Below are 24,776 nucleotides of genomic sequence, written 5' to 3' on the forward strand. Positions count from 1 at the left end.
CCGGGTGCGTCAGGCCAGCAGCCGGGCCCGGACCGCCGCCGTGTCGGCCGCCGGCAGGAAGACGCCCGGCTCGAACTCGGCGATCGTCTCCAGCAGGGCCGCCTCGGCCGTGGTGCCGGCCCGGTCCAGCACCGCCTCGATCTCGGCGGTCTCGTCGGGCCGGCCCAGCATCGCCCAGAGCGGGCGCAGGTTCCCGGCGCTCAGCAGGTAGTCGTCGACGATCGCGTCGGCCGCGACCCCGGCCACGGCGAGCAGCACCAGCGCGGCGAGTCCGGTGCGGTCGCGGCCCGCGCCGCAGTGCACCACCACCCCGCCCGGCGCCGCCCGGCCGACCGCGGCCACCACCTCCGCCACCGCCCGCGGGCAGTGGTCCAGGTACGGCCGGAAGGCCAGCGGGGTGCCGTCCAGGCCGCCGAACCGCGCCCACCACTCCGGTCCGGCCAGCTCGTCCAGCGGTACCCGGACCAGCTCGATGCCGTCCGGGCGCTGCAGCAGCGGCCGGTACTCCTCCTCGTTGCGCAGGTCGATCACGGTGCGGATGCCGTACGCCTGCAGCGCGGCCCAGCCCTCGGCGGTCAGCCGGTCCAGGTTGTCGGCGCGGACGACGGCCCCGCGCCGCGTCCGCCGGCCGTCCCGGGTGGGCAGCCCGCCGAGCTCGCGCACATTGAGGCAGCCGTCCCACACCAGGCGCCGATCGTCCGTCATGTCCCGTTCCCCCCAAGCCGTTGCGGGGCCCCTGCGGATCCCCCTCAGAACAGACTCCCGGGGGTGCGCCGATGGTTCCCCGGACGCCGCCCGCGCCCGGCGGTTCAGCCGCCGAAGGACCAGAGGTGGCGGCCGGCCGTGTCGCGGCAGCCGACGGCGCCGAAGCGGGTGTCGCCGACCGAGAGGAAGCCGGTGGCGGCGCCGCGGAGCACCTCGCGGGCGACCCGGTCCGCCGGCGACCAGTCGCCGTACAGCCGCAGCACCCGGTCGGTCAGCTCCGTCCGGCGGATCGGGGCGACGTCGGCGAGCCGAAGCGCGGCGTTGACGTCCACCAGCTCCTCGGGGCCGAGGTAGCGCTCGGTGCCGCCGGAGGCCGCCTCCAGGCGGCGGAGCAGCTCGGGCAGCCCGTAGTGGCGCACGGCCGCCACCGTGTCCTGGACGGCGACCGCCCAGCGCGGGCCGGGCGTGATCTGCCACCACACGTCGCCGCCGACCGGCAGCAGCCGGCCTATCCGGGTGTGCCAGGACTCCAGGCCGGTGACCGCGTTCGGGTCGGGCCGCACCGCCCGCCCGGGCCGGTCGGCCGCCCAGGCGGACTTGCGGGTGAGCCCCAGGTTCACCGTGTAGCGGACGACGCGGTCGTCGGCGGTGCCGAGCTCGACGCCGAGCAGCGCCCAGTGCTCCTCGTCGGGCAGGGCGAAGGTGTGCCGCCAGCCGGTGAAGCCCATGGTGCGCAGGGCGGGCGCGAGATGGTCGCGCATGCCCTCCGCGAAGAGCGTCCGGGCAGTGGTCATCACGGTGTCCTGGGGGTAGGCGGGGTCCGGGGGTGGAGGACCGGGCGGGCCGCGGGGGGTGGAGCGGCCCGGTCCAACGTATGCCCCGGTCACCTCTGTCGGACGCGGACGAATGACAGCTGCTGCCAGGACATTGGTCCTGCCGGCCGCGGACTTCGGGCCCGAACCACGGACCTCGCCCTGCCGCCCCACGGCCGCGCCGTGATGGCCCATGATGTGGCGGGTGCACAGTGCAGATCACCACGGCCCGGGCGTCGGCGACCCGGCGGGCCACACCACCAGCCCGGACCACCCGCCCGGCCGGACGGCGGACCTCACCGCGGCCGTGGCGGCCGCCCGGAACGGCGACGAACAGGCCTTCCGCCTGCTCTTCAGAGCCGTCCAGCCCGGTCTGCTGCGCTATCTGAGAGTGCTGGTCGGCGGCAGACCCGAGGACGCCGAGGACATCGCCTCCGAGACCTGGCTGCAGGTCGCCCGCGACCTCGCCGGATTCCAGGGGGACTCGGACGGCTTCCGCGGCTGGGTGGCCACCATCGCCCGCAACCGCGCCATGGACCACCTGCGCCGCCAGCGCCGCCGCCCGGTCGCCGACCTGCCCGTCGAGCACCTGCTCGACCTCGCGGCCGCCGAGGACACCGCGCACAGCGCCATCGCCACCGTCACCACCGAGGACGCGCTCGCCCTGATATCCCGGCTGCCCCGGGACCAGGCCGAGGCCGTCCTGCTGCGCGTGCTGCTCCAGCTCGACGCGGAGAGCGCCGCCCGGGTGCTCGGCAAGCGCTCCGGCAGCGTCCGGATGGCCGCCCACCGCGGACTGAAGCGGCTGGCCAAGCTGCTCGACCAGACCGGCGGACCGGCCGCCGGACTGCCCCGGCAGCAGCCCGCCGAAAAGAATTCCGCGCAGGGTGTGACACGCGCGCGGACCGCGACGCTGAAGGACATGAGATGAGCAAGAACCGATCCCGCCGGATCGACCGGGACACCGCCGAGCAGCTGCTCGGCGGCGCCGCGGTCGGCTCGGAGGCCGGTCCGGCCTCCCTCACCGGTCATGCGGCCCTCGCCGGGCTGCTCGCCGCCGCGGCAGCCCCACCCGCCGACGGCGCACTGCCCGGGGAGGAACGGGCTGTGGCCGCCTTCCGGGAGGCTCGTCGCACACCTGCACCGCAACCCGGGAGAGCGACCATGGCGGACCACGCGCGAAGGAGGACCTTCACGCTGAAGGCACTCGTCGCGGCGTTCGCCGTGACCGCCGTCGGCGGCGTCGCCGTCGCCGCGGGCACCGGCAACCTGCCGCAGGCCCTCGGCGGCAGTCCGGCCAAGGGGCACGCCCCCGTCGCGCCGGACGCCTCCCCGACCGACCCGGCCTCCGCCTCCCGCAACGGCCACGGCACCCCTAGCGGGCGCCCGGCCCCGTCCGGCAGCGCGGGCCGCACCGACGCGGCCGGCTCCCCGTCGGCCGGCTCCCAAGCGGGGGGCTCCGCCTCGGCGGCCTCCGGGCTGCCCGACCTCGCGGCGCTCTGCCAGGTCTGGACGGACCGCTCGCGCAGCGGCACCAAGCCGCGCGACCTGCTGGCCGAGCCGCGGATGGCACCACTGGTCGCGGCGGCCGGCGGCACCGCCAAGGTCGACTCGTACTGCAAGTCCGGCAAGGGCAGGACCGCCACGGCGAGCCCGTCCGCGACCACCGGTACGGGGCACGACGGCGGCCAGCCGAGCGCCTCGCCGACCAAGGCGGAGCGGACCTCGACCCGCACCGCCGCGCAGAACCTCACCGACACCGCCGACAAGGCCGGTGCCGCGGTGAGGTGACACCACAGACTCCGGACGGCCGGCGGGCACACACCCCCCCCCGGGCTCGGCGGCCGTCCGGTGACCGCACCACCCCGAAGACTCCGGGGGGTCGGTGGGTTCCCCCGTGCCCACCGCCTCCCCGGGAACCGCTCCGGACGGGCGCAGGAACTCCCCCGGGTCCTTGTGCCCGTCCGGATCCGCCCCGACGGGCGCCCCGGAACCCCGGGCGGGCGGTGGATTCCCCCGTGTCCACCGCCCGCCCGGCCGTGCCGGGCCCGGGGGCGACGATTGGAGCACCCGTGACCGACGACACGCTGCGGATCCCCCGCGTGACGGCGCCACGACCGGACGCCCCGGTGTTCGTCGACGGCAGCGGGCGCCGCCGGCGGCTGGTCCGCCGGGCCGGCTGGCTGCTCACCGTGCCCGCCGTCGGCTACCTCGGCCTGCTGGCCTCCAGTCTGGTCGGCGGCCCCGTCCTGGACGCCCCCTTCCTGCCGGCCCTGCCCGCGCACACCGCGACCCCGGCGGCCACCGTGCCCGCCGAGTCCCCCGTACCGGCCGCAGCGGGCTCCGAACCGGCGTCCGGCCCCGCCGGTGCGGCCGGACCGACCGGTACCCGCAGCACCGCGACCACCCGGCCGACGGTGCCCGCCACCCGCACCACGGCGCCCGCCACCCCGCAGCCGACCGCCACGGCGACCACCGTGCCGAGCCCGACCCACGGTCGCTCCACCGCACAGCCCGGCCGCAAGCCCACCAAGACCCCGTGAGCGCCGCCCCGTGACCACCGCCACCCGCCCCCGCAGGAGCCGCGGCCGCCGGGCCGCCGTCCGGCAGACACCGCTGCGCACCCACTGGCTGCTGCTGACCGTGCTCGTCCTCACCCTGGCGGCCGCGCTGCTGATCCAGGGCTACACCCGGCACATGTACGGGAACACCGCGGACGGTGCCGCCCGCGCCGACGGGAGCAGTGCGGCCGTCCCCGAGCAGGTGCGCACCGGCGGCCCGGTGATCGCCGCGTCCGAGGACGGTTCCGCCCGTACCGCCCGCCCGGCCACCGGGACGATCGCGCTCACCTTCGACGACGGCCCGGACCCGCGCTGGACCCCGCAGGTCCTCGACGTGCTCCGCCGCCACGGCGTGCACGCCACCTTCTTCACCGTCGGCACCCAGGTCGCCGACCACCCCGACCTCGCCCGCCGGATCGTCGCCGAGGGCCACCAGATCGGCGTGCACACCTTCACCCACGCCGACCTCTCGGCCGTCGCACCCTGGCGGCGCACGCTGGAACTCCGGGAGTCCCAGCTCGCCCTGGCCGGCGCCGCCGGAGTGACCAGCACGCTCTTCCGGCCGCCGTACTCCGCCGGGAACGACGCGCTCACCGACGCCGGCTGGGACGCCGTCCGGCAGGCCGGCCGGGACGGCTACCTCACCGTCCTCACCACGCTCGACAGCGAGGACTGGCGCCGCCCGGGTGTCGAGCAGATCATCGCCGGCGCCACCCCGAAGGGCCGCGACGGCCAGGTGGTGCTGATGCACGACGCCGGCGGCGACCGCGGCCAGACCGTGGCCGCCCTGGACGTCCTGCTGCCCCGGCTGCAGGCGGCCGGCTGGCGCTTCGACACCGTCTCCGCCGCCGTCGGCACGACCGACCCGGTGCACCCCGCGACCGCCGCCGAGCACTGGCAGGGCCTCGCCCTCGTCACCGTCCTCGGCGCCAGTTCGTGGGTGCTCGACCTGCTGGGCTGGCTCCTGTGGGCGGCCGGTGCGATCGGCGTGCTGCGTGCGATCGCCCTGCTGGTCGCGGCCCGCCGGCACAAGCGGCTGCGGGCCCGCGGTTGGGGCCCGCCGATCACCGAGCCGGTCTCGGTGATCGTCCCCGCCTACAACGAGAGCGCCGGCATCGAGGCCGCCGTCCGCTCCCTGCTCGCCTCCGACCACCCGGTCGAGGTGATCGTCGTCGACGACGGCTCCACCGACGGCACCGCCGACCTCGTCGAATCCCTGAACCTCCCCTACGTCCGGGTCTTCCGGCAGCCCAACTCCGGCAAGCCCGCCGCACTCAACCTCGGCCTGCGCTACGCCCGCGCCGAGCTCGTGGTCATGGTCGACGGCGACACCGTGTTCGAGCCGGACGCCGTGCGGATGCTCGTCCAGCCCTTCGCCGACCGCCGGGTCGGCGCCGTCTCCGGCAACGCCAAGGTGGTCAACCGCGGCGGCCTGCTCGGCCGCTGGCAGCACATCGAGTACGTGGTCGGCTTCAACCTGGACCGCCGGCTCTTCGACCTCGCCGAGTGCATGCCCACCGTGCCCGGCGCGGTCGGCGCCTTCCGCCGCTCCGCCCTGCTGCGGATCGGCGGCGTCGCCGAGGAGACCCTCGCCGAGGACACCGACCTCACCATGGCGCTCTGCCGGGCCGGCTGGCGGGTCGTCTACGAAGAGCGGGCCAGGGCCTGGACGGAGGCCCCCGCCTCGCTCGGCGCCCTGTGGCGGCAGCGCTACCGCTGGTGCTACGGCACCCTGCAGGCCATGTGGAAGCACCGGGGCGCGCTCCGCCAGCGCGGCCAGGCCGGCAAGCTCGGCCGCCGCGGCCTGCTCTACCTGCTGATGTTCCAGGTCCTGCTGCCGCTGCTCGCCCCGGTGGTCGACGTCTTCACCCTGTACGGGCTGGTCTTCCTCGACCCCGTCCGGATCACCGGCCTCTGGCTGGCCTTCATGCTCGTGCAGGTCGCCATGGGCGCCTACGCCTTCCGGCTGGACGGCGAGAGGCTCGGCCCGCTCTGGACGCTGCCCCTGCAGCAGGTCGTCTACCGGCAGCTGATGTACCTCGTGGTGATCCAGTCCGTGTGCACCGCACTGGCCGGCTCCCGGCTGCGCTGGCAGCGGATGCAGCGCTACGGCAGCCTCTCCGTCCCGCCGCCCGCCGCCGGATCCGCGGCGGGCCGCTAGGGTGCACAGGTGCACGAGGCGGGCGCCGAGGCCCGGACCACGGAAGCGAGAGGAGCCGGACGGGTGATCGGACGCGCACTGAACGGCCGCTACGAGCTGACCGAGATACTCGGCGTCGGCGGCATGGCCACCGTCTACCGCGGCACGGACCACCAGCTCGGCCGGCAGGTCGCGGTCAAGGTGCTGAACGGCGGCCTGGCCGACGACCCGCGCTTCGCCGAGCGCTTCGGCCGCGAGGCCCAGCTCGCCGCGATGCTGGTCCACCCGCGGATCGTCATGGTCTTCGACTCCGGCGTCGACCAGGGCTCCCCGTACATCGTCATGGAGCTGGTGCAGGGCCGGACGCTCGGCCGGCTGCTCGCCGAGCAGCGGATCCTGCCGGTGGAGCGCGCCGTCGGCATCGCCGCCGCGGTCTGCGAGGCGCTGGAGGTCGCGCACCACGCCGGCCTGGTGCACCGCGACGTCAAGCCCGGCAACATCATGATCTCCGACGACGGCGGGGTGAAGGTGGTGGACTTCGGCATCGCCCGCGCCAACGCCTCCGCCGGTCAGCAGCTCACCCAGAGCGCCGCCGTCCTCGGCACCGCCTCCTACCTCTCGCCGGAGCAGGCCACCGCGGCCCCGCTGGACGGCCGCTCCGACCTCTACGCGGTCGGCTGCGTGCTCGCCGAGATGCTCACCGGCGCCCCGCCGTTCACCGCCGACACCCCCGTCGCGATCGCCTTCAAGCACGTCTCCGAGCAGCCCGCCCCCGTCTCGCTGCGCCGCCCGGAGATCCCGCCCGCGCTGGACGTCGCGATCATGCGGCTGCTGGCCAAGAACCCCGAGGACCGTCCGGCGGGCGCCGGCGCTGCCCGGGCCGAGCTGCTGGCCGCCGTGCCGGTCGCCGCGGCCCAGGACCGCACCAGCGAACTGCTCGGCGCCGCCACCCAGGTCATCCCGCCGGTGGCCGCCCAGCAGGGCGGCTTCCCGACGCCCCCGCCCTTCCCCGCCGCGGGCGGGCAGCCGTACGTGGAGCAGCAGCGCACCTCGCTGCTGCCGCAGATGGACATGCCGCCGTCCGCCGCCCCCGCCTGGGCCGACGACCAGGACGGGCCGGACGAGCCCGAGCGCCGCAACCCCTGGCTGCTGGCCGGCGCCGGCGCCGCCGTGCTGGTGGGCGTCGCCGCGGTCGCGGCCTTCGCGTTCAGCGGCGGCCCGGACGGCGAGGGCACCGCGGCGGCCGCGACCCCTGGTCCTTCGGTCTCCGTCACCGCCCCCGCGGTCCCCTCGCAGACGCCCACCCCGACGGCCTCGGCCTCGCCCTCCCGCTCGGCCTCGCCCTCCGCCGGCCGGCTGACCGCCGCGGCGGCGCTGGCCGACCTGCGCTCCGACGTCGCCGACACCGAGCTGGCCAAGGAGAAGGACCGCAAGGAGTCGCTGCTGCGCACCCTCGACGCGGCCTCGGAGGCGATCGGCGAGCAGGACTTCTCGGCCGCGGAGGACAAGCTGAAGTCGGCCCAGCGGACGGTCCGCGACCTCGGCAAGCGGCACGCGCTGCCGCCGGCGGTCCTCGCCTCCTGGCAGACCAGGCTCGCCGCGATCACCGCCGCGGTGCACGCCAAGGCGGACTGAGCGGCCCGCTCAGTCCGGGTCGGACGACCCCTCCGGCGTGCGGCCGATCCGGCGCCCCACCAGGTTGCGGGTCCGCCGGCTGACCGAGGTCGCGCCGGCGGTCAGGAAGATCAGCGTGTAGAGGATCTGCAGCATCACGATGCCCCGGGCCTCCTGGCTGACCGGGGTGATGTCGCCGTAGCCGACCGTGGCCATGGTGATCACGGTGAAGTACAGGGCGTCCAGCCGGGTCGTCATGATGCCGTTGAACGTCCCCGGGGTCCGGGCCAGTGAGAGGTACGCCGTCGCGAAGACGATCAGGGCCGCGGCGATCAGCACCATGATGACGAAGGCGGGGTGACCCGGCCGCTCGGTGAGTTCGGACCAGATCTCGTGCATCAGCGCGGCGGCCAGGGCGACCAGCGCCACGGCGAACACCGTCCAACTGACCGCCGGGTGTTCCGGGCCGAACACCCCGATCGGCACCAGGAACCAGGCGGTCAGCATCAGCGCCGGCCCGCCGAGCATGGTCACCAGGCCCCACAGATTCGGACGCCGCCTCATGGCCGGACCTCCTCCGTCCCTCCTGCCGCACCGGTGCCCGGTTCGTCGAGCAGTTCGACCGCCGCGAGGACGGCCAGCAGCGCCAATCCGAGCCAGACCGCCACCTCGGCGGTCGGACGGTCCCAGAGCAGCAGCACGAGCACGGCCGCGCCGACCGCCGCCCAGCAGAGCGGTGCCTTGAACCGGTGCACGAAGCGGCCGACCGGGCCGGGCCGCAGCCCCATCCGCTCCGCGGCCGTGCGGACCCCGCCCAGCCCGGCCTCCCACAGCCCGCGCACCGCGCCCGCCGAGCGGCCCCGGCCGGACAGCCAGGCGCCCAGCGCGGCCAGCACGCCGAGCACGACCACCAGCCGGACGGCGTCCCGCAGGTAGCGGACGAGGGTGTCGTAGACCGCGGAGGCGGCGTCCTGGTCGACGCCCGCGGGCAGCCGGTCCAGGTAGACCGCCCGGAAGGCGGTCAGCCCGAGGCCGAGCAGCGCGGCCGCGGCGGCCGCCCCGAGGGCCGCGGCCACCGCCGCCCGGTGCCGCCGCACCGCGAGCAGCACCCCGCCCACCGCGCAGGCCGCCGCCAGCACCGCCACCCAGTACCCGGCCAGCGACAGCAGCCGCAGCAGCGTCCGGACGTGCGCCACCTGGTCGGACCTGACCAGCACGTACGAGGTGTGGATCTCCGGGATGCGCGAGGCCGCCGGCACGCCGTCGGCGACCAGCGCCTGCTTGGTGCGGTCGATCACCGGGGCGAGGTCGAGGGTGACGGTGTTCCCGCGGACCTCGACGGCGCCGCCGCCCTCGCCGGTGAGCGCCCGGTCGACGGCGGCGTGCGCGTCACGGTTGAGCCCGTCCCAGATCGCGGGGAAGGCGTCGCTGCGCACCAGCCGCTGCACCCCGTCGTGGACGAGCCCGGTGACGCCGCCCTCCAGTGCCGAGCCGAGCCGCTGCAGCAGCGCGCCCAGCAGCGGCGAGCCGCCGGGGACGAGGTCGGAGACCAGCGAGTCGACCGGGAACCGCTGGACGACGGCGGCGGTCACCCGGTTCGTCACGGCGGCCTGCACCGCCGGGTCGTGGGCGAGCGGCGCCATCGTCGCGACGTACCGGTCCGGGTCGCTGATCTCGGACTTCGCCCAGGCCGCGACGACCGCCGGGGGAGTGAGCAGCACCGCCAGCACGATCAGCACGGCGGCCGCTGCTGAGCGCAGTGGTCGCCGTGCCGGTGACGGTGCCGGAGCGGGCCCGTCGGGCCCGTCCGGCGTGCTGCTGGCCATCGGTGCCTCCACTCGGGAACGCGTTCGTCCCAGCAGACACCGGCTCCGGCGGTCGGGCCAGTCGGCGAGAACGCCGGAGCCGCCGGTACGTCGGGTGACGTACCGGCGGCTCCGGGGTGGTCTCAGGCGTTGGTGGCCGACTTGTTGGTCTCGGCCGACGTGGTGATGCTGCTCGGGTTGACCGCCTGACGCGGCTGGTCGGCCGCGGTCGAGGAGGCGGTGGTGTTCTGGCCCTCGGCCTGGGCGTCGTCCTCACGGAGCGCCTTGGTCTCGGCCTTGAGGATGCGCATGGACTTGCCGAGTCCACGGGCCATCTCGGGGAGCTTCTTCGAGCCGAACAGCAGGACGAGCACTGCCACCATCACGAGGATGTGCCAGGGCTCGAGACCGTTACGGAACATCCCTGACCACCGGTCCTTCCGAGGAGTTCTCGTCGCTTCTAGGACGTCGGACGGTTGTGCCCGACTCCGGCCAGTATGCCTGGCCGAGTCGTCGGGCGTATACACCGGCCCGGAAACCACGGTCAAAATGCAGGTGTTTCTTGGGTTGTGGTCTGGACCATTTCGGGCGCGGGACGGCTGGTCGGACCGGCCGGCAGGTGCTTCATGAGGCGGTGGGCGACCAGGGCGGCACCGATCAGGAAGACCGCACCGGCCACCGCGGCGACGTGCATGCCGTCGGCGAAGGCGTTCCGCGCCACCGCCAGCAGCTCGGCCCCGGTGCGGCCGCCGATCCCGGCCGCGGCGGTGACGGCTCCGCCGAGCGTGTCGTGCGCGGCCCGGGCGGCCTCGCCGGCCACCCCGGCGGGCATGCCGTCCGAGAGCCGCGACTTGTAGACCGCGGCGCCCGCCGTGCCGAGCACCGCGATGCCCAGCGAGCCGCCCAGCTCGGACGCCGTCTCGGAGGCGGCGGAGGCGGCGCCGGCCTGCTCGGGCGGCGCGGCCGAGACGACCATCTCGGTGGTGAGGGTCATGGTGCCGACCGAGCCGGCCGCGATCACCCCGGCCGCGGTGAGCGGCAGCCAGAGCGGGGTGTCCGGGCGGACGAGGACCATCAGCGCGTAACCGCCCGCACCGGTCAGGAAGCCCGCGGTCATCAGGACGGCCGGCCGGACCCGCCCGGCCAGCGCGCCCACCGAGCCGGCGGCCGCCGCGACGCCGACCGAGGGCAGCAGCGCCCAGAGCGCGGCGGTCAGCGGGCTCATCCCCTTGACCAGCTGCAGGTACTGCGAGGTGTAGAGGGTGAAGCCCATCATCGCGAACATCGCCACGGTGTTGACGGTGATCGCCCCGGTGAAGGTGCGGATCCGGAACAGCGCGGGGTCGATCAGCGGGTGCTCGGCGGTGCGCAGCCGGCGGACGAGCGCGGCGGCGGCCAGTGCCCCGGCGGCCAGCGCGGCGAGCGGCGGCGCGGCCCATCCGTCCACCGCGAGGGTCTTGACGCCGTACACCACCGGCAGGACGGCGGCGATCGACAGCGCGGCGCCGGGGAGGTCGAAGCGGCCCTGCCGCGGTGCGCGGTACTCGGGCATCAGCAGCGGCGCCGCGACGAGCACCAGCAGCATCACCGGGACGGCGGCCAGGAAGGCCGAGCCCCACCAGAAGCGGTCCAGCAGCAGCCCGCCGGCCACCGGGCCGAGGGTGGCGCCGCCCATCAGCGCGGCCGTCCAGATGCCGAGCGCGGCCTGGCGCTGCTTGGGGTCGTGGAACATGTTGCGGATCAGCGCCAGCGTGGAGGGCATGACGGTGGCCCCGGCCACGCCGAGCAGCGCCCGGGCGGCGATCAACCCGCCGGCGCCGTCCGCCCGGGCCGCCAGCAGCGAGGCCGCGGCGAACCCGGCCGCCCCCAGCATCAGCAGCCGCCGCCGGCCGATCCGGTCGCCCAGCGCACCCATCGGGATCAGCAGCCCGGCCAGCAGGAACGAGTAGATGTCCATGATCCACAGCTGCTGGGTGCCGCTCGGCCGCAGGTCGGTGGAGATGAACGGGACGGCGAAGAAGAGCACGCCCATGTCCATGGTCAGGACGAGGGTCGGCAGCAGGAGGACGGCGAGTCCGGTCCATTCGCGTCGGCCGGCGAGGCCGTGGGTTGCGGTCATGGCAGTGACTGTACGAGCGTGTGAAACGCTTGTCTAGTACGAGCGTCTAAATCTCTCGTCTCACTCGATCGTGCAAGACGATCGTCCAGTCCGGCGGTAGCATCGGGGGCATGGGAAATCGCGAGGACCTGCTGGCCGGCGCCAAGCGCTGCCTTCTCGAGAAGGGCTACGGGCGCACCACCGCCCGGGACATCGCCTCGTCCGCGGGCGTCAGCCTGGCCGCCATCGGCTACCACTACGGCTCCAAGGACGCCCTGCTGACGCAGGCGATGATGGAGGCGATGGGGGAGTGGGGCGACGAGCTCGGCCGGGTGCTGGCCGCGCTCGGCGAGGAGACGGACCCTCGGGAGCGCTTCGTCGCCGCCTGGGACAAGGTCGTGGAGAGCTTCACCGAGCACCGCGGGCTGTGGGCGGTGCAGATCGAGATCCTCGCGCAGATGGAGCACTCGCCCGAGCTGCGCGAGGTGCTCGGCGGCGCGCAGAAGGAGGCCCGGCTCGGCCTCTCCGCGATGTTCCAGGGCGTGCCCGAGGTGCCCGACACCCCGGACGAGCTGGCCCGCGGCGCCTTCTACCAGGCACTGCTCGCCGGGCTCGCCACCCAGTGGCTGGTCTCCCCCGAACTCGCCCCGGACGGCAAGGAGTTCCTGGAGGGGCTCCGGCTGGTCGGTGCCGCCGTGCTGCCGGCCGCCGGCACCCGGTCGGCGGCCGGCTGACCGCCGTCAGTTGGTGACGGCGGTCAGCAGCACGACCGAGTCCTCGTGGGCGAGCAGGCCGTGCCGCTCCTGCGGGATGGCGTGCAGCTCGCCCGCCGACGCCTCCTGCTGGCGGCCGGCGATGGTCAGCGACACCCGGCCGCGCAGCACCAGCAGGCTGGCGGCGACCGGGGCGTTGTGCTCGTCCAGCGAGCTGCCCGCGGTCAGTGCGATGACGGTCTGCCGCAGGACGCCGTCGTGCAGCACCAGATGGGCGCTGCGCCCGTGCGGGTGGGCGGCGGCCAGTGCGGCGTGTTCGTCGGCGAGCGCGTCGATGTCGACGCGGACGGGTTCGGTCATCGCGGCCTCCTCGCGGCTCGGCGCTCCGATCCATCAGACACCTGTCAGGCATCCGGCCGCACCCGGACCCGCTCGGCGTGCGGGCCGTCCGGAGGGGCCCGATCGTGGATGCATGGCGACCAACCAGAAGTTCAGCAACGGATTCCGCGTCAACCGCACCATGCTCGGCACCGGCGTGGTCCTCGCCGGCATCGGCACCGTGCTCTCGCTGGCCGGCACGGCGATCGCGTGCGCGACCCTCGCCTCGGCGGGTCGCGACTACGTCAACCGGATGGAGACCCCGCCGAGCGAGCAGGCGCGCCGGGCGATGCAGCAGGCCAAGGCCGCCTCGATGGCCGGGCTGGAGGCCTGGCGGACCGAGGGCCGGACGGCCTCCGCCAACTGACCCCCGCCGCCGTCAGGGCCGGGGCACCGCCGCCCCGGCCTCCTGGCGCAGCGCCTGCTTGAGGATCTTGCCGGTCGGGTTGCGCGGCAGCGGCCCGTCGCGGAAGACCACGTGGGCGGGCACCTTGAACGCGGCCAGCCTGGCCGCCACGTGCGCGCGGACCTCCGCGGCGTCCGGCTCCGCACCGGTGTGCGCCACGACCACGGCCGCCACCTCCTCGCCGAGCAGCGGGTGCGGAACACCGACCACCGCGGCGTCCGCGATGCCCGGATGGCCCAGCAGCACGCCCTCGACCTCACCGCAGTAGACGTTCTCGCCACCGCGGATCACCACGTCCTTCAACCGGTCCACCACCTGCACCTCGCCGTCGGCCAGCCGGGCGAGGTCGCCGGTGCGGAACCAGCCGTCGGCGGTGAACGCGGCGGCGGTCGCGTCCGGGTCGCCCCGGTAGCCGCCGAACACCGGCTGGCCGCGCAGCAGCAGTTCGCCGATCTCGCCGTCCGGCAGCGGAGCCCCCTCCGCGTCCGCGATCCGCACCTCCACCGCGGGGCACGGCCGGCCGATCGACTCGGGCCGGGCCAGGTAGCGGGCGCCCACCTGGGCCGTCACCCCGCCGCAGGTCTCGGTGAGGCCGTAGCCGTTGCGGGCCTCCACCCGGCCGCCGAACTGCCGGGCGATCCGCCCCGCGAGACCCGGCGGGGCCGGGGCGCCGCCGGTGCTGATCATGGTCAGACCCGTCAGCGGGTCGCCGGCGGACTCCGCCGCGTCCAGCAGGCCGAGCGCCGTGGTCGGCACCCCGGCGAAGATCGTGACCCGGTGGCGGGCGATCAGCTGCCGGGCCGCGTCCGGGTCCCAGCGGTCCATCAGCACCGCCGTGCCGCCCGCGGCCATCGCCAGGAACACCGAGGTGAAGGCCGCGACGTGGAAGAACGGGAAGGTCATCAGCACCGTCGGCGGCGCCGCGGCCGCCGGCGAGTCACCCCGGAGGAGTGCCGCGCCCGCCGCGAAGAACCGCGGGGTGTGCGCGCCGGCACACCAGTTGGCGTGGCTGGCGGCCACGCCCTTGGGCCGGCCCGTGGTGCCCGAGGTGTAGATCAGCGTGGCCGGGTCGTCCGGGCCGACGGCCGGACCGGGGGCGGGCGGGCCGCTCGGCGGCAGGTCCTCGAAGCGGTCGTGCGGGCCGTCGCTGCCGTCGGCGCCGACGGTGAGCAGCGGCACCCCGCGGGCCGCCGCCCAGGCGGCCGTCCGCGCGGCCCGTTCCTGATCGGCGACGACCAGGCCGGGCACGCAGTCGTCCAGCGCCCGGGCCAGCTCCTGCGGCCCCCACCAGGCGTTCAGCGGGACGGCGACCAGGCCCGCGGCCTGGGCCGCCCAGAACGCGACCTGCCACTCGGGCAGGTTGCGCATCGCGATCGCCACCCGGTCGCCCGGGCGCAGCCCGTACACCGTGCGGAAGCGGTGGGCGAGGGCCGAGGCCGCGGCGTGGTGCTCGGCGAAGCTCCAGGTGCGTCCGCCCGCCACCAGGAACGGGCGGTCGCCGTGGGCGAGGGTGGCGTCGAACACCTCCCGCAGGGTGCGGGGGCCGCGGACGTACCGCGGCCCCCGCGGGCCGGGTTCCGCCTCGAACGGCGCGCCGGGCGCGGCCAGCGCCGCGTGGGCGCGGGCGACGGCGGCGAGCGAGTCCTCCGGTGCGGCGGTCATCGGCCCTCCGGCCTCACAGGCCGAGCGACTTGGCGATGATGGTCTTCATGACCTCGCTGGTGCCGCCGTAGATCCGGAACACCCGGTTGTCGGTGTAGAGGCGGGCGATCGGGTACTCCAGGATGTAGCCGTAGCCGCCGTGCAGCTGCAGGCACTTGTCGATCACGTCGGAGGCCGACTCGGTGCAGAACAGCTTGGCGGCCGCCGCGTCCGCGACCGTCAGGTCGCCGTTCTGGTAGAGCTCCAGGGCGCGGTCGACCATCGACTGCTGGGCGACCACCTGGGCCTCGCAGTCCGCCAGGGTGAACTTGGTGTTCTGGAACTCGGCGACGGCCTGGCCGAAGACCTTGCGGTCCTTCACGTACTGCACCGCGAAGCGCACCGCGGCGGCCGCCGCGGCGTACGCGCCGACGGCGATCGCCAGGCGCTCCTGCACCAGGTTGTGGGTGAGGTAGCTGAACGCCTTGCCCTCCTCGCCCAGCAGGTCCTCCACCGGCACCTTGACGTCGGTGAAGGAGAGCTCGGCGGTGTCGGAGGTGCGCAGGCCGATCTTCTGCAGCTTCCGGCCGACCGCGTAGCCCTCGGACGTGGTGTCCACGCAGAGGATCGACAGGCCCGCCCTGCGGTTCGCCGGGTCGTAGGGGGCGGTGCGGGCCACCACCAGGACGAGGTCCGCCAGCACGCCGCCGGTGATGAAGGTCTTGGCGCCGTTCAGGACGTAGTGGGTGCCGTCCTCGGAGAGCTTCGCCGTGGTCGCGATGCCGGCCAGGTCGGAGCCCGCGCCCGGCTCGGTCATCGCGATCGCCGTCATGATGTCGCCGGAGACGAAGCCGGGCAGCCAGCGCTGCTTCTGCTCCTCGTTCGCGTACTCCAGCAGGTACGGAAGCACCAGGCCGGTGTGCACGCCGGACGAGCCGAAGCTCACGCCCGCCCGGGCGACCTCCTCGGTGACGACCGCCTGGTACTTGAAGCCGCTCTCGCCGGCGCCGCCGTACTCCTCCGGCACCTCGATGCCGTACACGCCGAGGGCGCCGAGCTTGCGGTAGAAGTCGCGCGGCGGGTGGCCGGCCGCCTCCCAGCTCTCGTAGACCGGGACGACCTCCTTGGTGATGAAGTCCCGGATGGTCGCCCGGAACGCCTCGTGGTCCTCGTTGAACACCGTCCGGCGCACGGCGGCACTCCCTTCGTTCGGCGGCTGATCGCCAGACAAGTTAATCGCCGGTAGCTGTGGCTGTAAAGCATCCGGGCGGCTTTTCCTTGCAGGTCACAGGCGCATAAGTGAATCCTTGCTACCCTGGCGTCGATCATCGGCGAGGTGGAGGAGCGCACGTGGCGGCGGAGCGCGTACCCGGGGCGGGCGCGGCGGGGCGGGTGGTGCGCCGACCGCCCGGACGGAAGGCGCAGATCCTCGCCGCCGCCGCGGAGCAGTTCCACCGGCGCGGCTACCACCTGGTGTCCATGGCCGACGTCGCCGCCGAGGTCGGCATCACCGCCCCCGCGCTCTACCGGCACTTCCGCAGCAAGCCCGAACTGCTGCTGCGCGCCGTCGACACCGACCTCCAGGCGCTGCGGACGGCCGTGCGGGCAGGCGGCGGCAGCCCCGCCGACCTGTGCGCCGCACTCGCCCCGGCCGCTGTCGACCACCGGGCCCTCGGCACCCTCTGGCACCGCGACGCCCGGCTGCTCGCCCCCGCGCAGCGCGCCGCACTCCGCCGGGAGCTGCGCACCGACGTCCGCGCGATGGCCCGCACCCTCGCCCGCTCCCGTCCCGAACTCTCCGCCGAACAGGCCGAGTTCCTCTGCTGGTCGCTGCTCTCCGGGTACGGCAGCCTCTCGTACCACACCTTCGCGCCGCCGCGGCGTTGGTTCGAGACGCTGCTGCGGCGGATCGGCGGCGAGCTGCTCGCCGTCGCCCCGCGGGCCGAGGACCGTGCCGGGCCGCCCGCCGCACCCGCCGTACAGCCCGCCGCCCCGGCCGCCGGCGAGTCCCGCCGGGAGGAACTGCTGCTCGCCGCCGTCCGGCTGTTCCACGAGCGCGGCTTCGACAACGTCTCCACCGACCGGATCGGCGCCGCCGTCGGCATCGCCGGGCCCAGCGTCTACAAGCACTTCGCCACCAAGGCCGAGCTGCTCGCCGCGGCGCTCGTCCGCAGCCGCGAGCGGCTCTGGCACGAGGTCGAGGGGGCGATCGCCGACAGCACCGGCCCGGCCGCGGCACTGGACGCCGGCCTACGCTCCTACCTGGACTTCGCCCGCCGGCACAGCCACTACCTCGGCGCGATGCTCAGCGAGACCGAACGGCTCGACCCGGCCGACCGGCGGGCCGCCGTCGACTTCCGCCGGGACTTCCTGCGGGTCTGGGTCGGCCTGCTCCAGCAGGTGCGGCCCGACTACGACACCGCCGAGGCCCGGATCCGGGTGCACGCCATGTTCGCCGTCGTCAACGACGGCGTCCGGCACCGCCCGGGCGGCAGCGGGACCGCCGCGGCCGGACTGCTGGAGCCAGCCGCCCGCGCCGTCCTCGGACTGCCCGCGGCCTCCGCAGCCGGTACGGGAAAAGAGCTGGTCGACGGATAGTCGTACTGGCAGAATCCGGCCTCATGTCCCAAGGTCTGCCGCCCGCCGACAATCTGCGTACGACCGAGGTCGACCTCGGCGGGCTGGTGAGCGTGCTCGCCACCCACCTCTACTCCACCCCGCTGGTCGCCCTGCGCGAACTCGTCCAGAACGCCCACGACTCGCACACCCGCCGCCGGCTGGAGGACCCGGAGTCCACCGCCGCCCCGGTGATCCGCGTCCGGGCCGACGCCGCCCGCCGCACCCTCACCGTCGAGGACACCGGCGCGGGCCTCACCGAGCCCGAGATCCACGCCTACCTCGCCACCGTCGGCACCGGCTACACCCGGATGCTGCGCGACCTGACCGGCAACCAGGACCTCATCGGCGCCTTCGGCCTCGGCTTCCTCTCCGCCTTCTCGGTCGCCGACGAGGTCACCGTCACCACCACCTCGCACCGCGAACCCGGCCTCGGCCACCGCTACCGCAGCCGCGGCGGAGAGCAGTACAGCGTCGAACCGGTCGAACCGCGGCCCGCCCCCGGCACCGCCGTCGAACTCCGCCTCAAGGCCGAACACGGCCACCTCGCCGACGAGGAGGCGCTGCGCGAGGTCCTCGGCCGCTACTGCGTCCTGCTGCCGATCCCGGTGCACGTCGGCGAGGACGAACGCCCCGTCAACGACGTCCCGGTGCCCTGGCGGCAGGACGTCGACGGCGACCCGCACACCGCCCGGATGCGCTTCGCGGCCGCCTTCGGCCGCCGCTTCGAGCCGCTCACCGCCTTCCCCGTCACCCCGGTCGAGGGCGCCACCGACGCCGTCGGCCTGCTCTGGGTCCAGGACGGCGGCACCTACGGCTCCACCGACAACCGCGACCTCGCCGTCTACCTGCGCGGCATGCTGCTCGCCGACGACGCCCGCGACCTGCTGCCCAGCTGGGCCGGGTTCATCGGCGGCGTCGTCGAGTCCAGCCGGCTCACCCCCACCGCCAGCCGCGAGGACCTGCAGCGCGACGAGCACTACCGCGCCCTGCAGAAGGCCCTCGCCGTCGCCGTCGTCGACGGCCTCTACGAGACCGCCCGGCTGCACCCCGCCGCCTGGCGCCGCATCCTCGCCCGGCACGGCCAGGACCTCCTCGGCGCCGCCCTCTGCGACGACCGCCTCTTCACCCTGCTCGCCGACGACGTCCCCGTCCCCACCTCCCAGGGCGACCTCACCGCCGGCGCCCTGCGCGCCGCCGGACGCGGCGCCCTGCACGTCGCCCTCGGCAGCGGCGGCGGCTTCGAGGAGATGCTCTACCGCGCCATGCAGGTGCCGATCGCCCGCGGCGACCGGTACGCCGTCCTGCCGTTCCTGCGGCGCTACGCCCAGCTCAAGGACTGCCGGATCGTCGAACTCGGCAGCGAGAGCGGCAACCGCGAACTCTTCCGCGACCCCGCGGAGCCGCTCGCCGCGGAGGAGACCGCCTGGCTCGCCGCCGCCCTCGCCGACGACGGCGAACAACTCGTACCCGCCCGCTTCGACCCGCCCGGGCTGCCGCTCGTCCTCGTGCCCGACCGGGAGGCCGAACGCAAGGCCCGTATCGAGGACGACCAGGCGGACGCCCGGATCCCCTCCGCGGCGCTGCGGCTGGCCCGGGCCTTCACCGCCCGCACCGACGGCACCGTCAAGGCCCGGCTCTACCTCAACCTCGCCTCGCCGGCCGTCCAGGACCTGCTCACCGCCTACCGCGCCGGGCACACCGGGAGCGCCACCGCCGCGGGGCTGCTGCGGTCGCTCAAGGTGATCATGGCCGCCGCGGGCGGCTCCGCCAACGGCGACCTCACCGCGGCCCTCGCCGGCATCGGCACCGCGGTGGCCGCGTTGACCTGGGAGTAGGGAGTACCTCGGGGGCGCGGGGAACTGCGCAGTCCGGGAGCGGGTGTCCGTACGGGCACGGGCCGCCCCGGATCGTGCAGTGACCCGCATCCGAATCGCGCAGTTCCGCCCCCAGCCTTCGGCCGGGAGGCACCCCCAGCGCCCCTGTGTGGTGCATCCATCTCATGGAGGAGTTCGTACGGTATGACCACCGACATCTGGGCCTGGGTGCGGGACACCCACGAGCAGCTGTCCGAGGCGGGCCACCACCGGCTCGCCGCCGCCCTGGTGGAGATCGCCGGGCACGCCGTCGAGGGCCGCAACGAGCAGCTCGACGCGATGTACCCGGAGGCGCTCGCCTCCGCCCGGGCGCTCGGCCTGCCGTGGGTCGAGGTGTTCCTGCGGCACTGGCGGATGCAGAACCTGCTGAACAAGCGCCACCAGGGCGAGGCCGCGATGGCCGAGGCCGTCGACCTGCTGGAGTTCGCGCACCGCGAGGAGACCGCCTCGTGCCCCCAGTCGGTCTGCGCCGTGCAGGACTTCACCATCTGCCACGCCAACATCGACGGCCCCGGCTACGTCGCCGAGCGGCTGGCCGTGCTGGAGGAGACGCTGGCCCGGGTCGAGCCCGCCCGAGCCTGCTTCGACTGCCTGTCCCGGGAGTACGCCGACACCCTGGAGGACGACGGCCGGCCCGCCGACGCCCTCACCCACCTGGACCGCGCCCAGGCCCGGATCCAGGCGGCCGGCGACCAGGTCTCGCTGGCCTTCGGGCACAGCCGGGCCACCGCGCTGCTGAACCTCGGCCGCCCCGAGGACGCCCTGGCGGCCTACGACACCGCGGAACGGGCCTACGCGGCCCGCCACCAGCTCGACGACGACGACCGACGCAAGCTCGCCGCCGGCCGGGCCGTCGCCCTGGCCGCGCTCGGCCGCAGCGCGGAGGCGCTGGAGCAACTGCCGGACGGCGAGGAGGCGGACCGCTACCCCGACATCCGCCACCGCTGGGCGACCGCGGTGCAGACCCTCGCCGAGGCCGGTGCGCTGCCCCACGGCGAGCTCGACAACGACGCCGCCCTCGGCGTCCGGCTCGCCCGGTGGGTGGCCTACCTGGACACCGCCGGCTCGCACCGGCCCTGCCTGGACCTGCTGCTGATCGCCGGCCGGCTGGCCGTCGCCCGCGGCGCCCGGACGGTCGCCCTCACCCTCGCCGCCACCGGCGAGCGCAAGCTCGGGCAGCTGCGCCGCACCGACGGCGTCGCCGAACGGCTCGCCGGGCTGAGGGCCGCCGCCGAGGCGCTGCCGCTGCCCGAGATCCCGGTGCCGGCCGCCGAACTCCCGGAGTGGCTCGGCACCCGCCGGGTCACCTTCGAGCAGGCGCTGGACCACTTCACCGCGGCGAGCGCCGAGTCGGCCGGGGCCGCGGCAGCGCTCGTCCTGCAGCGGGCGCGGGCGCTGGACGCGCTCGGCCACCCGCGGGCCGCCGCCGACCTGCTCTGGGCCCGCCTCGACGAGGACCCGGCGGACGAGCACCTGCCCGGCATGCTCGGCCAGGTGCTGATCGACGCCGAGGACGCCGACGGCGTCCGCCGGCTCGCCGACCGGCTGATGCCCGCCAACCCCTCCGAGGCGCACTGGATCCGGGCCCGCTGGGCCGCCGAGCAGGGCCGCTGGGAGGAGGTCGGCGAGCACTGCGACGGCGTCCTTTCGCACGAGCCGGACGCGCTGAACACCCGCCGGCTCGCCGCCACCGCGGCCACCCGCCTCGGCGACCACGCGCGGGCCCAGCGGCTCTACCAGGAACTGCTGGAGCACGCGGTGCCCGCCGACCGGGCGGGCGAGGACGAGGAGCACCGCACCGTCCAGGAGCCCGACCTGTGGCACCTGATCACCGCCGCGACCGCCAACCGGGACTGGGCGGTCGTCCGCAGCACCGGCGCGCTGATCGGCATCGAGTTCGACGCCGACGAGGGCCCGGTGGACGAGGAGTGGCAGATGGTCACCGTCCGCACCACCCGCGCCAACGGGGCGAGCGTGGACCTGCCCGCCGTCCGCACCGGGCCGGCCACCGCGCGGATCGTGCCGGTGCTCGGCGAGGACGTGCCGCTCAACCACCGGGACGTCGTCGTCTTCGGTCCGGCCGTGCTCAACGAGCGCCCCGAGGACGGGGCCGAGCGCGAGTCGTGGCGCCCGGTCTTCCGGCAGCTGGCGCTGCTCGACCCGGCCGGCTACACCACGCACTGGCTGGACGGCGCCTGGCCCGGCGAGGACGCCTGGTTCGCGCTCCGCGGCGCGCTCGCCGAGGAGCGCTACGGGCTGTGGGCCTACAGCGGCGACCAGTACGCCGTCACCGACCCGGCCGGCGGGGACACCGGCCTGCCCGGCGTCTACGCCGCCCTCGGCGTGCCGCCGACCGCCACCTCGGCGGACGCCGACGCGCTGCTGCAGCGGCTGACGGCGGACTGGGAGCACCCGCTGAGCTGGCTCGACCTGGCGAAGGCGGCGGGCGCGGACACCGCCCGGCACGAGGACGTCGTGCGCCGGTACGGACTCTGAGGCGCGGGGGCACCTGCCGGACCGGTGCCCCCGCCCCGGGGGCGGATGTCCGTGATGTCCGTCACGTCCGCCCGCCGGCCTTGCGGTTGCCGCGCCCCCGGCCCCGGTGGACATGTGCGTCCGCGCGTTCGATCGGGCAAGGTGGGGCGCAGGATCGGAGCGTGGCCGGCGCGGCCACCAGGGGCGGCGAGGAGTGGCGGACGTGCCGAAGCGGGGCCGGCCGGGCGGCGGCAAGAAGGCCAGGAGCGGCCGCGGACCCGCCCCGGCCCCCGCCGCGGCGCCCGCGGACCGGGCACCGGAGCGGGCCGTCCGCGGCCCGGCCGGGCAGGCGCCGCCCACCGAGGGCCTGCTCGGGCCCGCCGTCCCCGCCGCGTCGCCGCGGACCGCGGTGCCGCTCGCCCCGCCGCCCCCGCCGACCGAGGGCCTGCTCGCCCCCGCCGGCGGACCCGAGGACACCCTCACGCCGGAGGACTGGCGCGCCGCCGGCTACACCCCGGCACACGGCGTGGACCTCTCCGAGCTGCAGGCGGGCGCCCCCGGGTCCGCGCCCTGGCCGGACCGGATGCGCACCCTGCTGCGCACCCCGATGACCGAGCGGCCCGCCTTCGAGCGGACCCCGCGCGACCTGCACCCGTCGGCCGCCCGGCACGTCCCCCGGGTGCTCGACCTCACCCTGCGGATCGGCGAACTGCTGCTCGCCAGCGGCGAGGCCGCCGAGGACGTCGAGGCGGCGATGCTGGGCATCGCGCACGCCTACCGGCTCGACCACTGCGAGCCGCAGGTCACCTTCACGCTGATCTCCATCTCCTACCACCCGTCGCTGATCGACCCGCCGGTGAGCGCCGCCCGGACGGTCCGCCGGCGCACCTCCGACTACACCCGGCTGGCCGCGGTGCACCGGCTGGTCGCGGACATCACGGCGGAGAAGATCCCGGTCAACGACGCCTACCGGCGGCTCGCCGTGATCCGCCGCAACCGGCACCCCTACCCGGTCTGGCTGCTGGCGCTGGCCACCGGACTGCTGGCGGGCGCGGCGACCTTCCTGGTCGGCGGGCGGATCGACGGCAAGGCGTGGCTGGTGTTCGCCGGCGCCTTCCTCGCCGCGGTGGTCGGCGACCGGCTGGCCTCGACGATCGCCCGGCGCGGGCTGCCGGAGTTCTACCAGTTCGTGGTCGCGGCGACGCCGGCCGCGCTGATCGGCATCGTGCTCTCCTTCAACGACCTGCACCTGCGCGGCTCGGTGGTGATCACCGGCGGCCTGTTCGCGCTGCTGCCCGGCCGGGCGCTGGTCTCCGCCGTCCAGGACGGCCTGACCGGCTTCTACATCACCGCCGCCGCCCGCCTGCTGGAGGTGCTCTACCTGATCGCCGGCATCGTGATCGGCGTGATGTCGGTGCTGTACCTCGGCGTCAACTACAACGCCAAGCTCCGCCCGGACGAGTCGATCGGCGGCGCCGTCGACCCGCCGATCCAGCTGCTCGCCGCGATGGTGCTGGCGCTGGCCTTCGCGGTGCTGCTGCAGACCGAGCGGCGGACGCTGCCGATGGCCGTGCTGATGAGCGGCATCGGCTGGTCGACGTACGGCGTGCTGACGAACGCCGGGGTCTCGCCGATCGCGGCGACCGGCGCCGCGGCCGGCCTGGTCGGCCTGTTCGGCCAGCTGACGGCCCGCTACCGGCGGGCCTCCGCGCTGCCCTACGTGACGGCGGCGATCGGCCCGCTGATGCCCGGTTCGGCGCTCTACCTCGGCATGCTGGCCTTCGCGCAGGGGCACGCCAGCGCCGGGCTGGTCTCGGTCACCCGGGCCGCCGCGCTGGCGATGGCCCTGGCGGTCGGCGTCAACCTGGGAGGTGAGGTCGCCCGGCTCTTCCTGAAGACCCCCGGCGCGACCGATCCGCTCGCGCCCCACCTGCTCGTCCCCCGCCGGGCCGCCAAACGCACCCGCGGGTTCTGACCGGTCGTTGGCCCCTCGACGCCCCGGAGCACCACCCGAGAACGAAGGCACCACCCGTGATCAACGACCTGCTGGACGGCTACCGCGAGCACATCGTCGACGCGCACAAGCAGCCGCTCTTCCTGCTGCTCGTCGGCTTCATCGTGTCCTTCGTCGGCATCCGCTTCAGCGTGCGGATGATCCGCGCCCAGGTGCGCTGGTGGCCGGGCAACATCACCCCGGGCGGACTGCACATCCACCACATGGTGTTCGGGCTGGGCTTCCTGCTGGTCGGCGGGATCGGGGTGTTCGCCACCAACGGCGGCCACCCCTGGATCGACTGGTTCGGGCTGTGCTTCGGCATCGGCTGCGGCCTGGTGCTGGACGAGTTCGCGCTGATCCTGCACCTGGACGACGTCTACTGGAGCGAACAGGGCCGCAAGTCCGTGGACGCCGTGGTGCTCGTCCTGCTCGGCACGGCGCTGCTGCTCACCGGCTACGTCCCGCTCGGCGTCGTGCCCGGCCAGACCTCCGCGACGGGCGAGGGCCGGTGGGGCCTGGTCGCGGTGATCTCGGTGAACGCGCTGGTCTCGGTGGTTGCCCTGGTCAAGGGCAAGCTGTGGACGGGCCTGCTCGGCATCATGGTGCCCGGCCTCGCCTGGGTCGGTGCCGTCCGCCTCGCCAGGCCGGGCAGCCCGTGGGCCCGCTGGCGCTACCGCTCCCGGCCGCGCCGGATGCAGCGCGCGGTGCGCCGCGAGCGGCGGCTGCACGCCCGCGCCGACGTGGCCCGCACCTGGCTGTTCGACCTGATCGCGGGCGCCCCGGACAAGGTGCCCGCGCACCACACCGCCACCCACCGGGTCGCCGAGCGGATGGCCGCCCGGGCCACCGCCCACCTCGACGTGCAGCACGCCCGGGCGCTCGCCCGCCGCTCGGCCCGGCTCGCCGACCGGCGGGCCGCCGCGCTGGCCGCCGCCCGGC

21 protein-coding genes are annotated in these 24,776 nt (G+C 75.4%); 12 read left to right on the forward strand and 9 right to left on the reverse strand.

The window, feature by feature from the left end; genetic code table 11:
- Positions 1-9: 9 nt before the first annotated feature.
- Together ABZ641_RS00165 and ABZ641_RS00170 are read right to left on the reverse strand one after the other, a co-directional pair.
- Positions 10-705 (reverse strand): tyrosine-protein phosphatase, encoded by a 696-nt coding sequence (locus ABZ641_RS00165; RefSeq protein WP_344622771.1) that lies wholly within the window; start codon positions 703-705, stop codon positions 10-12.
- A 104-nt stretch (positions 706-809) separates the two neighbouring features.
- A complete protein-coding gene (locus tag ABZ641_RS00170; RefSeq protein WP_344622770.1) occupies positions 810-1,499 on the reverse strand; it encodes a DUF4304 domain-containing protein in 690 nt (229 codons plus the stop codon).
- A gap of 214 nt (positions 1,500-1,713) precedes the next feature.
- Between ABZ641_RS00170 and ABZ641_RS00175 the strand changes: the two genes are divergently transcribed.
- The 5 genes from ABZ641_RS00175 to ABZ641_RS00195 all read left to right on the forward strand — a co-directional run bounded on the left by ABZ641_RS00175 (position 1,714) and on the right by ABZ641_RS00195 (position 7,853).
- The gene (locus tag ABZ641_RS00175; protein WP_344622872.1) at positions 1,714-2,448 is read left to right on the forward strand and encodes an RNA polymerase sigma factor; all 735 of its coding nucleotides are present in this window, start codon (positions 1,714-1,716) and stop codon (positions 2,446-2,448) included.
- Positions 2,445-3,308, forward strand: coding sequence for a hypothetical protein (locus ABZ641_RS00180; protein ID WP_359978013.1), 864 nt, complete (start codon positions 2,445-2,447; stop codon positions 3,306-3,308). The genes ABZ641_RS00175 and ABZ641_RS00180 overlap by 4 nt, the downstream gene beginning before the upstream one ends.
- A gap of 281 nt (positions 3,309-3,589) precedes the next feature.
- Positions 3,590-4,060: a hypothetical protein gene (locus ABZ641_RS00185; RefSeq protein ID WP_359978014.1), complete on the forward strand. Its 471-nt coding sequence runs from the start codon at positions 3,590-3,592 to the stop codon at positions 4,058-4,060.
- Between the two features lie 10 nt (positions 4,061-4,070).
- Positions 4,071-6,239, forward strand: coding sequence for a bifunctional polysaccharide deacetylase/glycosyltransferase family 2 protein (locus tag ABZ641_RS00190; protein WP_344622767.1), 2,169 nt, complete (start codon positions 4,071-4,073; stop codon positions 6,237-6,239).
- Between the two features lie 63 nt (positions 6,240-6,302).
- On the forward strand, positions 6,303-7,853 hold the full coding sequence (locus ABZ641_RS00195; protein ID WP_359978016.1) for a protein kinase: 1,551 nt from the start codon (positions 6,303-6,305) through the stop codon (positions 7,851-7,853).
- 9 nt (positions 7,854-7,862) lie between these two features.
- On the opposite strand, the gene ABZ641_RS00200 is transcribed toward ABZ641_RS00195, so the two are convergent.
- From ABZ641_RS00200 to ABZ641_RS00215, 4 genes are all read right to left on the reverse strand, one after another.
- A complete protein-coding gene (locus ABZ641_RS00200; RefSeq protein ID WP_344622765.1) occupies positions 7,863-8,396 on the reverse strand; it encodes an ion channel in 534 nt (177 codons plus the stop codon).
- Positions 8,393-9,658 (reverse strand): hypothetical protein, encoded by a 1,266-nt coding sequence (locus tag ABZ641_RS00205; RefSeq protein WP_359978018.1) that lies wholly within the window; start codon positions 9,656-9,658, stop codon positions 8,393-8,395. Before ABZ641_RS00205 ends, ABZ641_RS00200 begins: the two co-directional genes overlap by 4 nt.
- Before the next feature lie 122 nt (positions 9,659-9,780).
- On the reverse strand, positions 9,781-10,059 hold the full coding sequence (gene tatA, locus ABZ641_RS00210; protein WP_344622763.1) for a Sec-independent protein translocase subunit TatA: 279 nt from the start codon (positions 10,057-10,059) through the stop codon (positions 9,781-9,783).
- A gap of 122 nt (positions 10,060-10,181) precedes the next feature.
- On the reverse strand, positions 10,182-11,756 hold the full coding sequence (locus tag ABZ641_RS00215) for an MFS transporter (RefSeq protein WP_359978020.1): 1,575 nt from the start codon (positions 11,754-11,756) through the stop codon (positions 10,182-10,184).
- A 110-nt stretch (positions 11,757-11,866) separates the two neighbouring features.
- Between ABZ641_RS00215 and ABZ641_RS00220 the strand changes: the two genes are divergently transcribed.
- Positions 11,867-12,469 (forward strand): TetR/AcrR family transcriptional regulator, encoded by a 603-nt coding sequence (locus tag ABZ641_RS00220; RefSeq protein WP_344622761.1) that lies wholly within the window; start codon positions 11,867-11,869, stop codon positions 12,467-12,469.
- A 6-nt stretch (positions 12,470-12,475) separates the two neighbouring features.
- Here ABZ641_RS00220 and ABZ641_RS00225 read toward each other — a convergent pair whose 3' ends face one another.
- Positions 12,476-12,808 carry a cupin gene (locus tag ABZ641_RS00225; protein ID WP_344622760.1) on the reverse strand — a complete coding sequence of 111 codons (333 nt, stop codon included), beginning with the start codon at positions 12,806-12,808 and terminating at the stop codon, positions 12,476-12,478.
- A 112-nt stretch (positions 12,809-12,920) separates the two neighbouring features.
- On the opposite strand from ABZ641_RS00225, the gene ABZ641_RS00230 reads away from it, so the two are divergent.
- Positions 12,921-13,193: a hypothetical protein gene (locus ABZ641_RS00230; protein ID WP_344622759.1), complete on the forward strand. Its 273-nt coding sequence runs from the start codon at positions 12,921-12,923 to the stop codon at positions 13,191-13,193.
- A gap of 12 nt (positions 13,194-13,205) precedes the next feature.
- Here ABZ641_RS00230 and ABZ641_RS00235 read toward each other — a convergent pair whose 3' ends face one another.
- Both ABZ641_RS00235 and ABZ641_RS00240 read right to left on the reverse strand, forming a co-directional pair.
- The gene (locus ABZ641_RS00235) at positions 13,206-14,894 is read right to left on the reverse strand and encodes a class I adenylate-forming enzyme family protein (protein ID WP_344622758.1); all 1,689 of its coding nucleotides are present in this window, start codon (positions 14,892-14,894) and stop codon (positions 13,206-13,208) included.
- Positions 14,895-14,907: 13 nt separating this feature from the next.
- Positions 14,908-16,065 (reverse strand): acyl-CoA dehydrogenase family protein, encoded by a 1,158-nt coding sequence (locus ABZ641_RS00240; protein ID WP_344622757.1) that lies wholly within the window; start codon positions 16,063-16,065, stop codon positions 14,908-14,910.
- Between the two features lie 158 nt (positions 16,066-16,223).
- On the opposite strand from ABZ641_RS00240, the gene ABZ641_RS00245 reads away from it, so the two are divergent.
- The 5 genes from ABZ641_RS00245 to ABZ641_RS00265 all read left to right on the forward strand — a co-directional run.
- The gene (locus tag ABZ641_RS00245) at positions 16,224-17,471 is read left to right on the forward strand and encodes a helix-turn-helix domain-containing protein (RefSeq protein WP_359978023.1); all 1,248 of its coding nucleotides are present in this window, start codon (positions 16,224-16,226) and stop codon (positions 17,469-17,471) included.
- A gap of 23 nt (positions 17,472-17,494) precedes the next feature.
- Positions 17,495-19,327: an ATP-binding protein gene (locus ABZ641_RS00250; protein WP_359978025.1), complete on the forward strand. Its 1,833-nt coding sequence runs from the start codon at positions 17,495-17,497 to the stop codon at positions 19,325-19,327.
- Positions 19,328-19,510: 183 nt separating this feature from the next.
- Entirely contained in the window at positions 19,511-21,862 is a 2,352-nt protein-coding gene (locus tag ABZ641_RS00255) for a hypothetical protein (protein WP_359978027.1), read from the forward strand.
- A gap of 202 nt (positions 21,863-22,064) precedes the next feature.
- A complete protein-coding gene (locus tag ABZ641_RS00260) occupies positions 22,065-23,816 on the forward strand; it encodes a threonine/serine exporter family protein (protein ID WP_344622753.1) in 1,752 nt (583 codons plus the stop codon).
- Positions 23,817-23,872: 56 nt separating this feature from the next.
- Positions 23,873-24,776: hypothetical protein (locus ABZ641_RS00265; protein WP_359978029.1), on the forward strand; the 904-nt coding region annotated here is incomplete at its 3' end.

The sequence above is a fragment of the Kitasatospora sp. NPDC007106 genome, assembly GCF_040634455.1.
GTDB lineage: Bacteria > Actinomycetota > Actinomycetes > Streptomycetales > Streptomycetaceae > Kitasatospora > Kitasatospora arboriphila.

Excerpts from the sequence above, each read along its gene's own strand:
- ABZ641_RS00165 (WP_344622771.1), bottom strand. The coding sequence starts at position 705 with ATGACGGACGATCGGCGCCTGGTGTGGGACGGCTGCCTCAATGTGCGC.
- ABZ641_RS00170 (WP_344622770.1), bottom strand. The coding sequence starts at position 1,499 with ATGACCACTGCCCGGACGCTCTTCGCGGAGGGCATGCGCGACCATCTC.
- ABZ641_RS00175 (WP_344622872.1), top strand. The coding sequence starts at position 1,714 with ATGTGGCGGGTGCACAGTGCAGATCACCACGGCCCGGGCGTCGGCGAC.
- ABZ641_RS00180 (WP_359978013.1), top strand. The coding sequence starts at position 2,445 with ATGAGCAAGAACCGATCCCGCCGGATCGACCGGGACACCGCCGAGCAG.
- ABZ641_RS00200 (WP_344622765.1), bottom strand. The coding sequence starts at position 8,396 with ATGAGGCGGCGTCCGAATCTGTGGGGCCTGGTGACCATGCTCGGCGGG.
- ABZ641_RS00205 (WP_359978018.1), bottom strand. The coding sequence starts at position 9,658 with ATGGCCAGCAGCACGCCGGACGGGCCCGACGGGCCCGCTCCGGCACCG.
- tatA (WP_344622763.1), bottom strand. The coding sequence starts at position 10,059 with ATGTTCCGTAACGGTCTCGAGCCCTGGCACATCCTCGTGATGGTGGCA.
- ABZ641_RS00215 (WP_359978020.1), bottom strand. The coding sequence starts at position 11,756 with ATGACCGCAACCCACGGCCTCGCCGGCCGACGCGAATGGACCGGACTC.
- ABZ641_RS00220 (WP_344622761.1), top strand. The coding sequence starts at position 11,867 with ATGGGAAATCGCGAGGACCTGCTGGCCGGCGCCAAGCGCTGCCTTCTC.
- ABZ641_RS00225 (WP_344622760.1), bottom strand. The coding sequence starts at position 12,808 with ATGACCGAACCCGTCCGCGTCGACATCGACGCGCTCGCCGACGAACAC.
- ABZ641_RS00230 (WP_344622759.1), top strand. The coding sequence starts at position 12,921 with ATGGCGACCAACCAGAAGTTCAGCAACGGATTCCGCGTCAACCGCACC.
- ABZ641_RS00235 (WP_344622758.1), bottom strand. The coding sequence starts at position 14,894 with ATGACCGCCGCACCGGAGGACTCGCTCGCCGCCGTCGCCCGCGCCCAC.
- ABZ641_RS00250 (WP_359978025.1), top strand. The coding sequence starts at position 17,495 with ATGTCCCAAGGTCTGCCGCCCGCCGACAATCTGCGTACGACCGAGGTC.
- ABZ641_RS00255 (WP_359978027.1), top strand. The coding sequence starts at position 19,511 with ATGACCACCGACATCTGGGCCTGGGTGCGGGACACCCACGAGCAGCTG.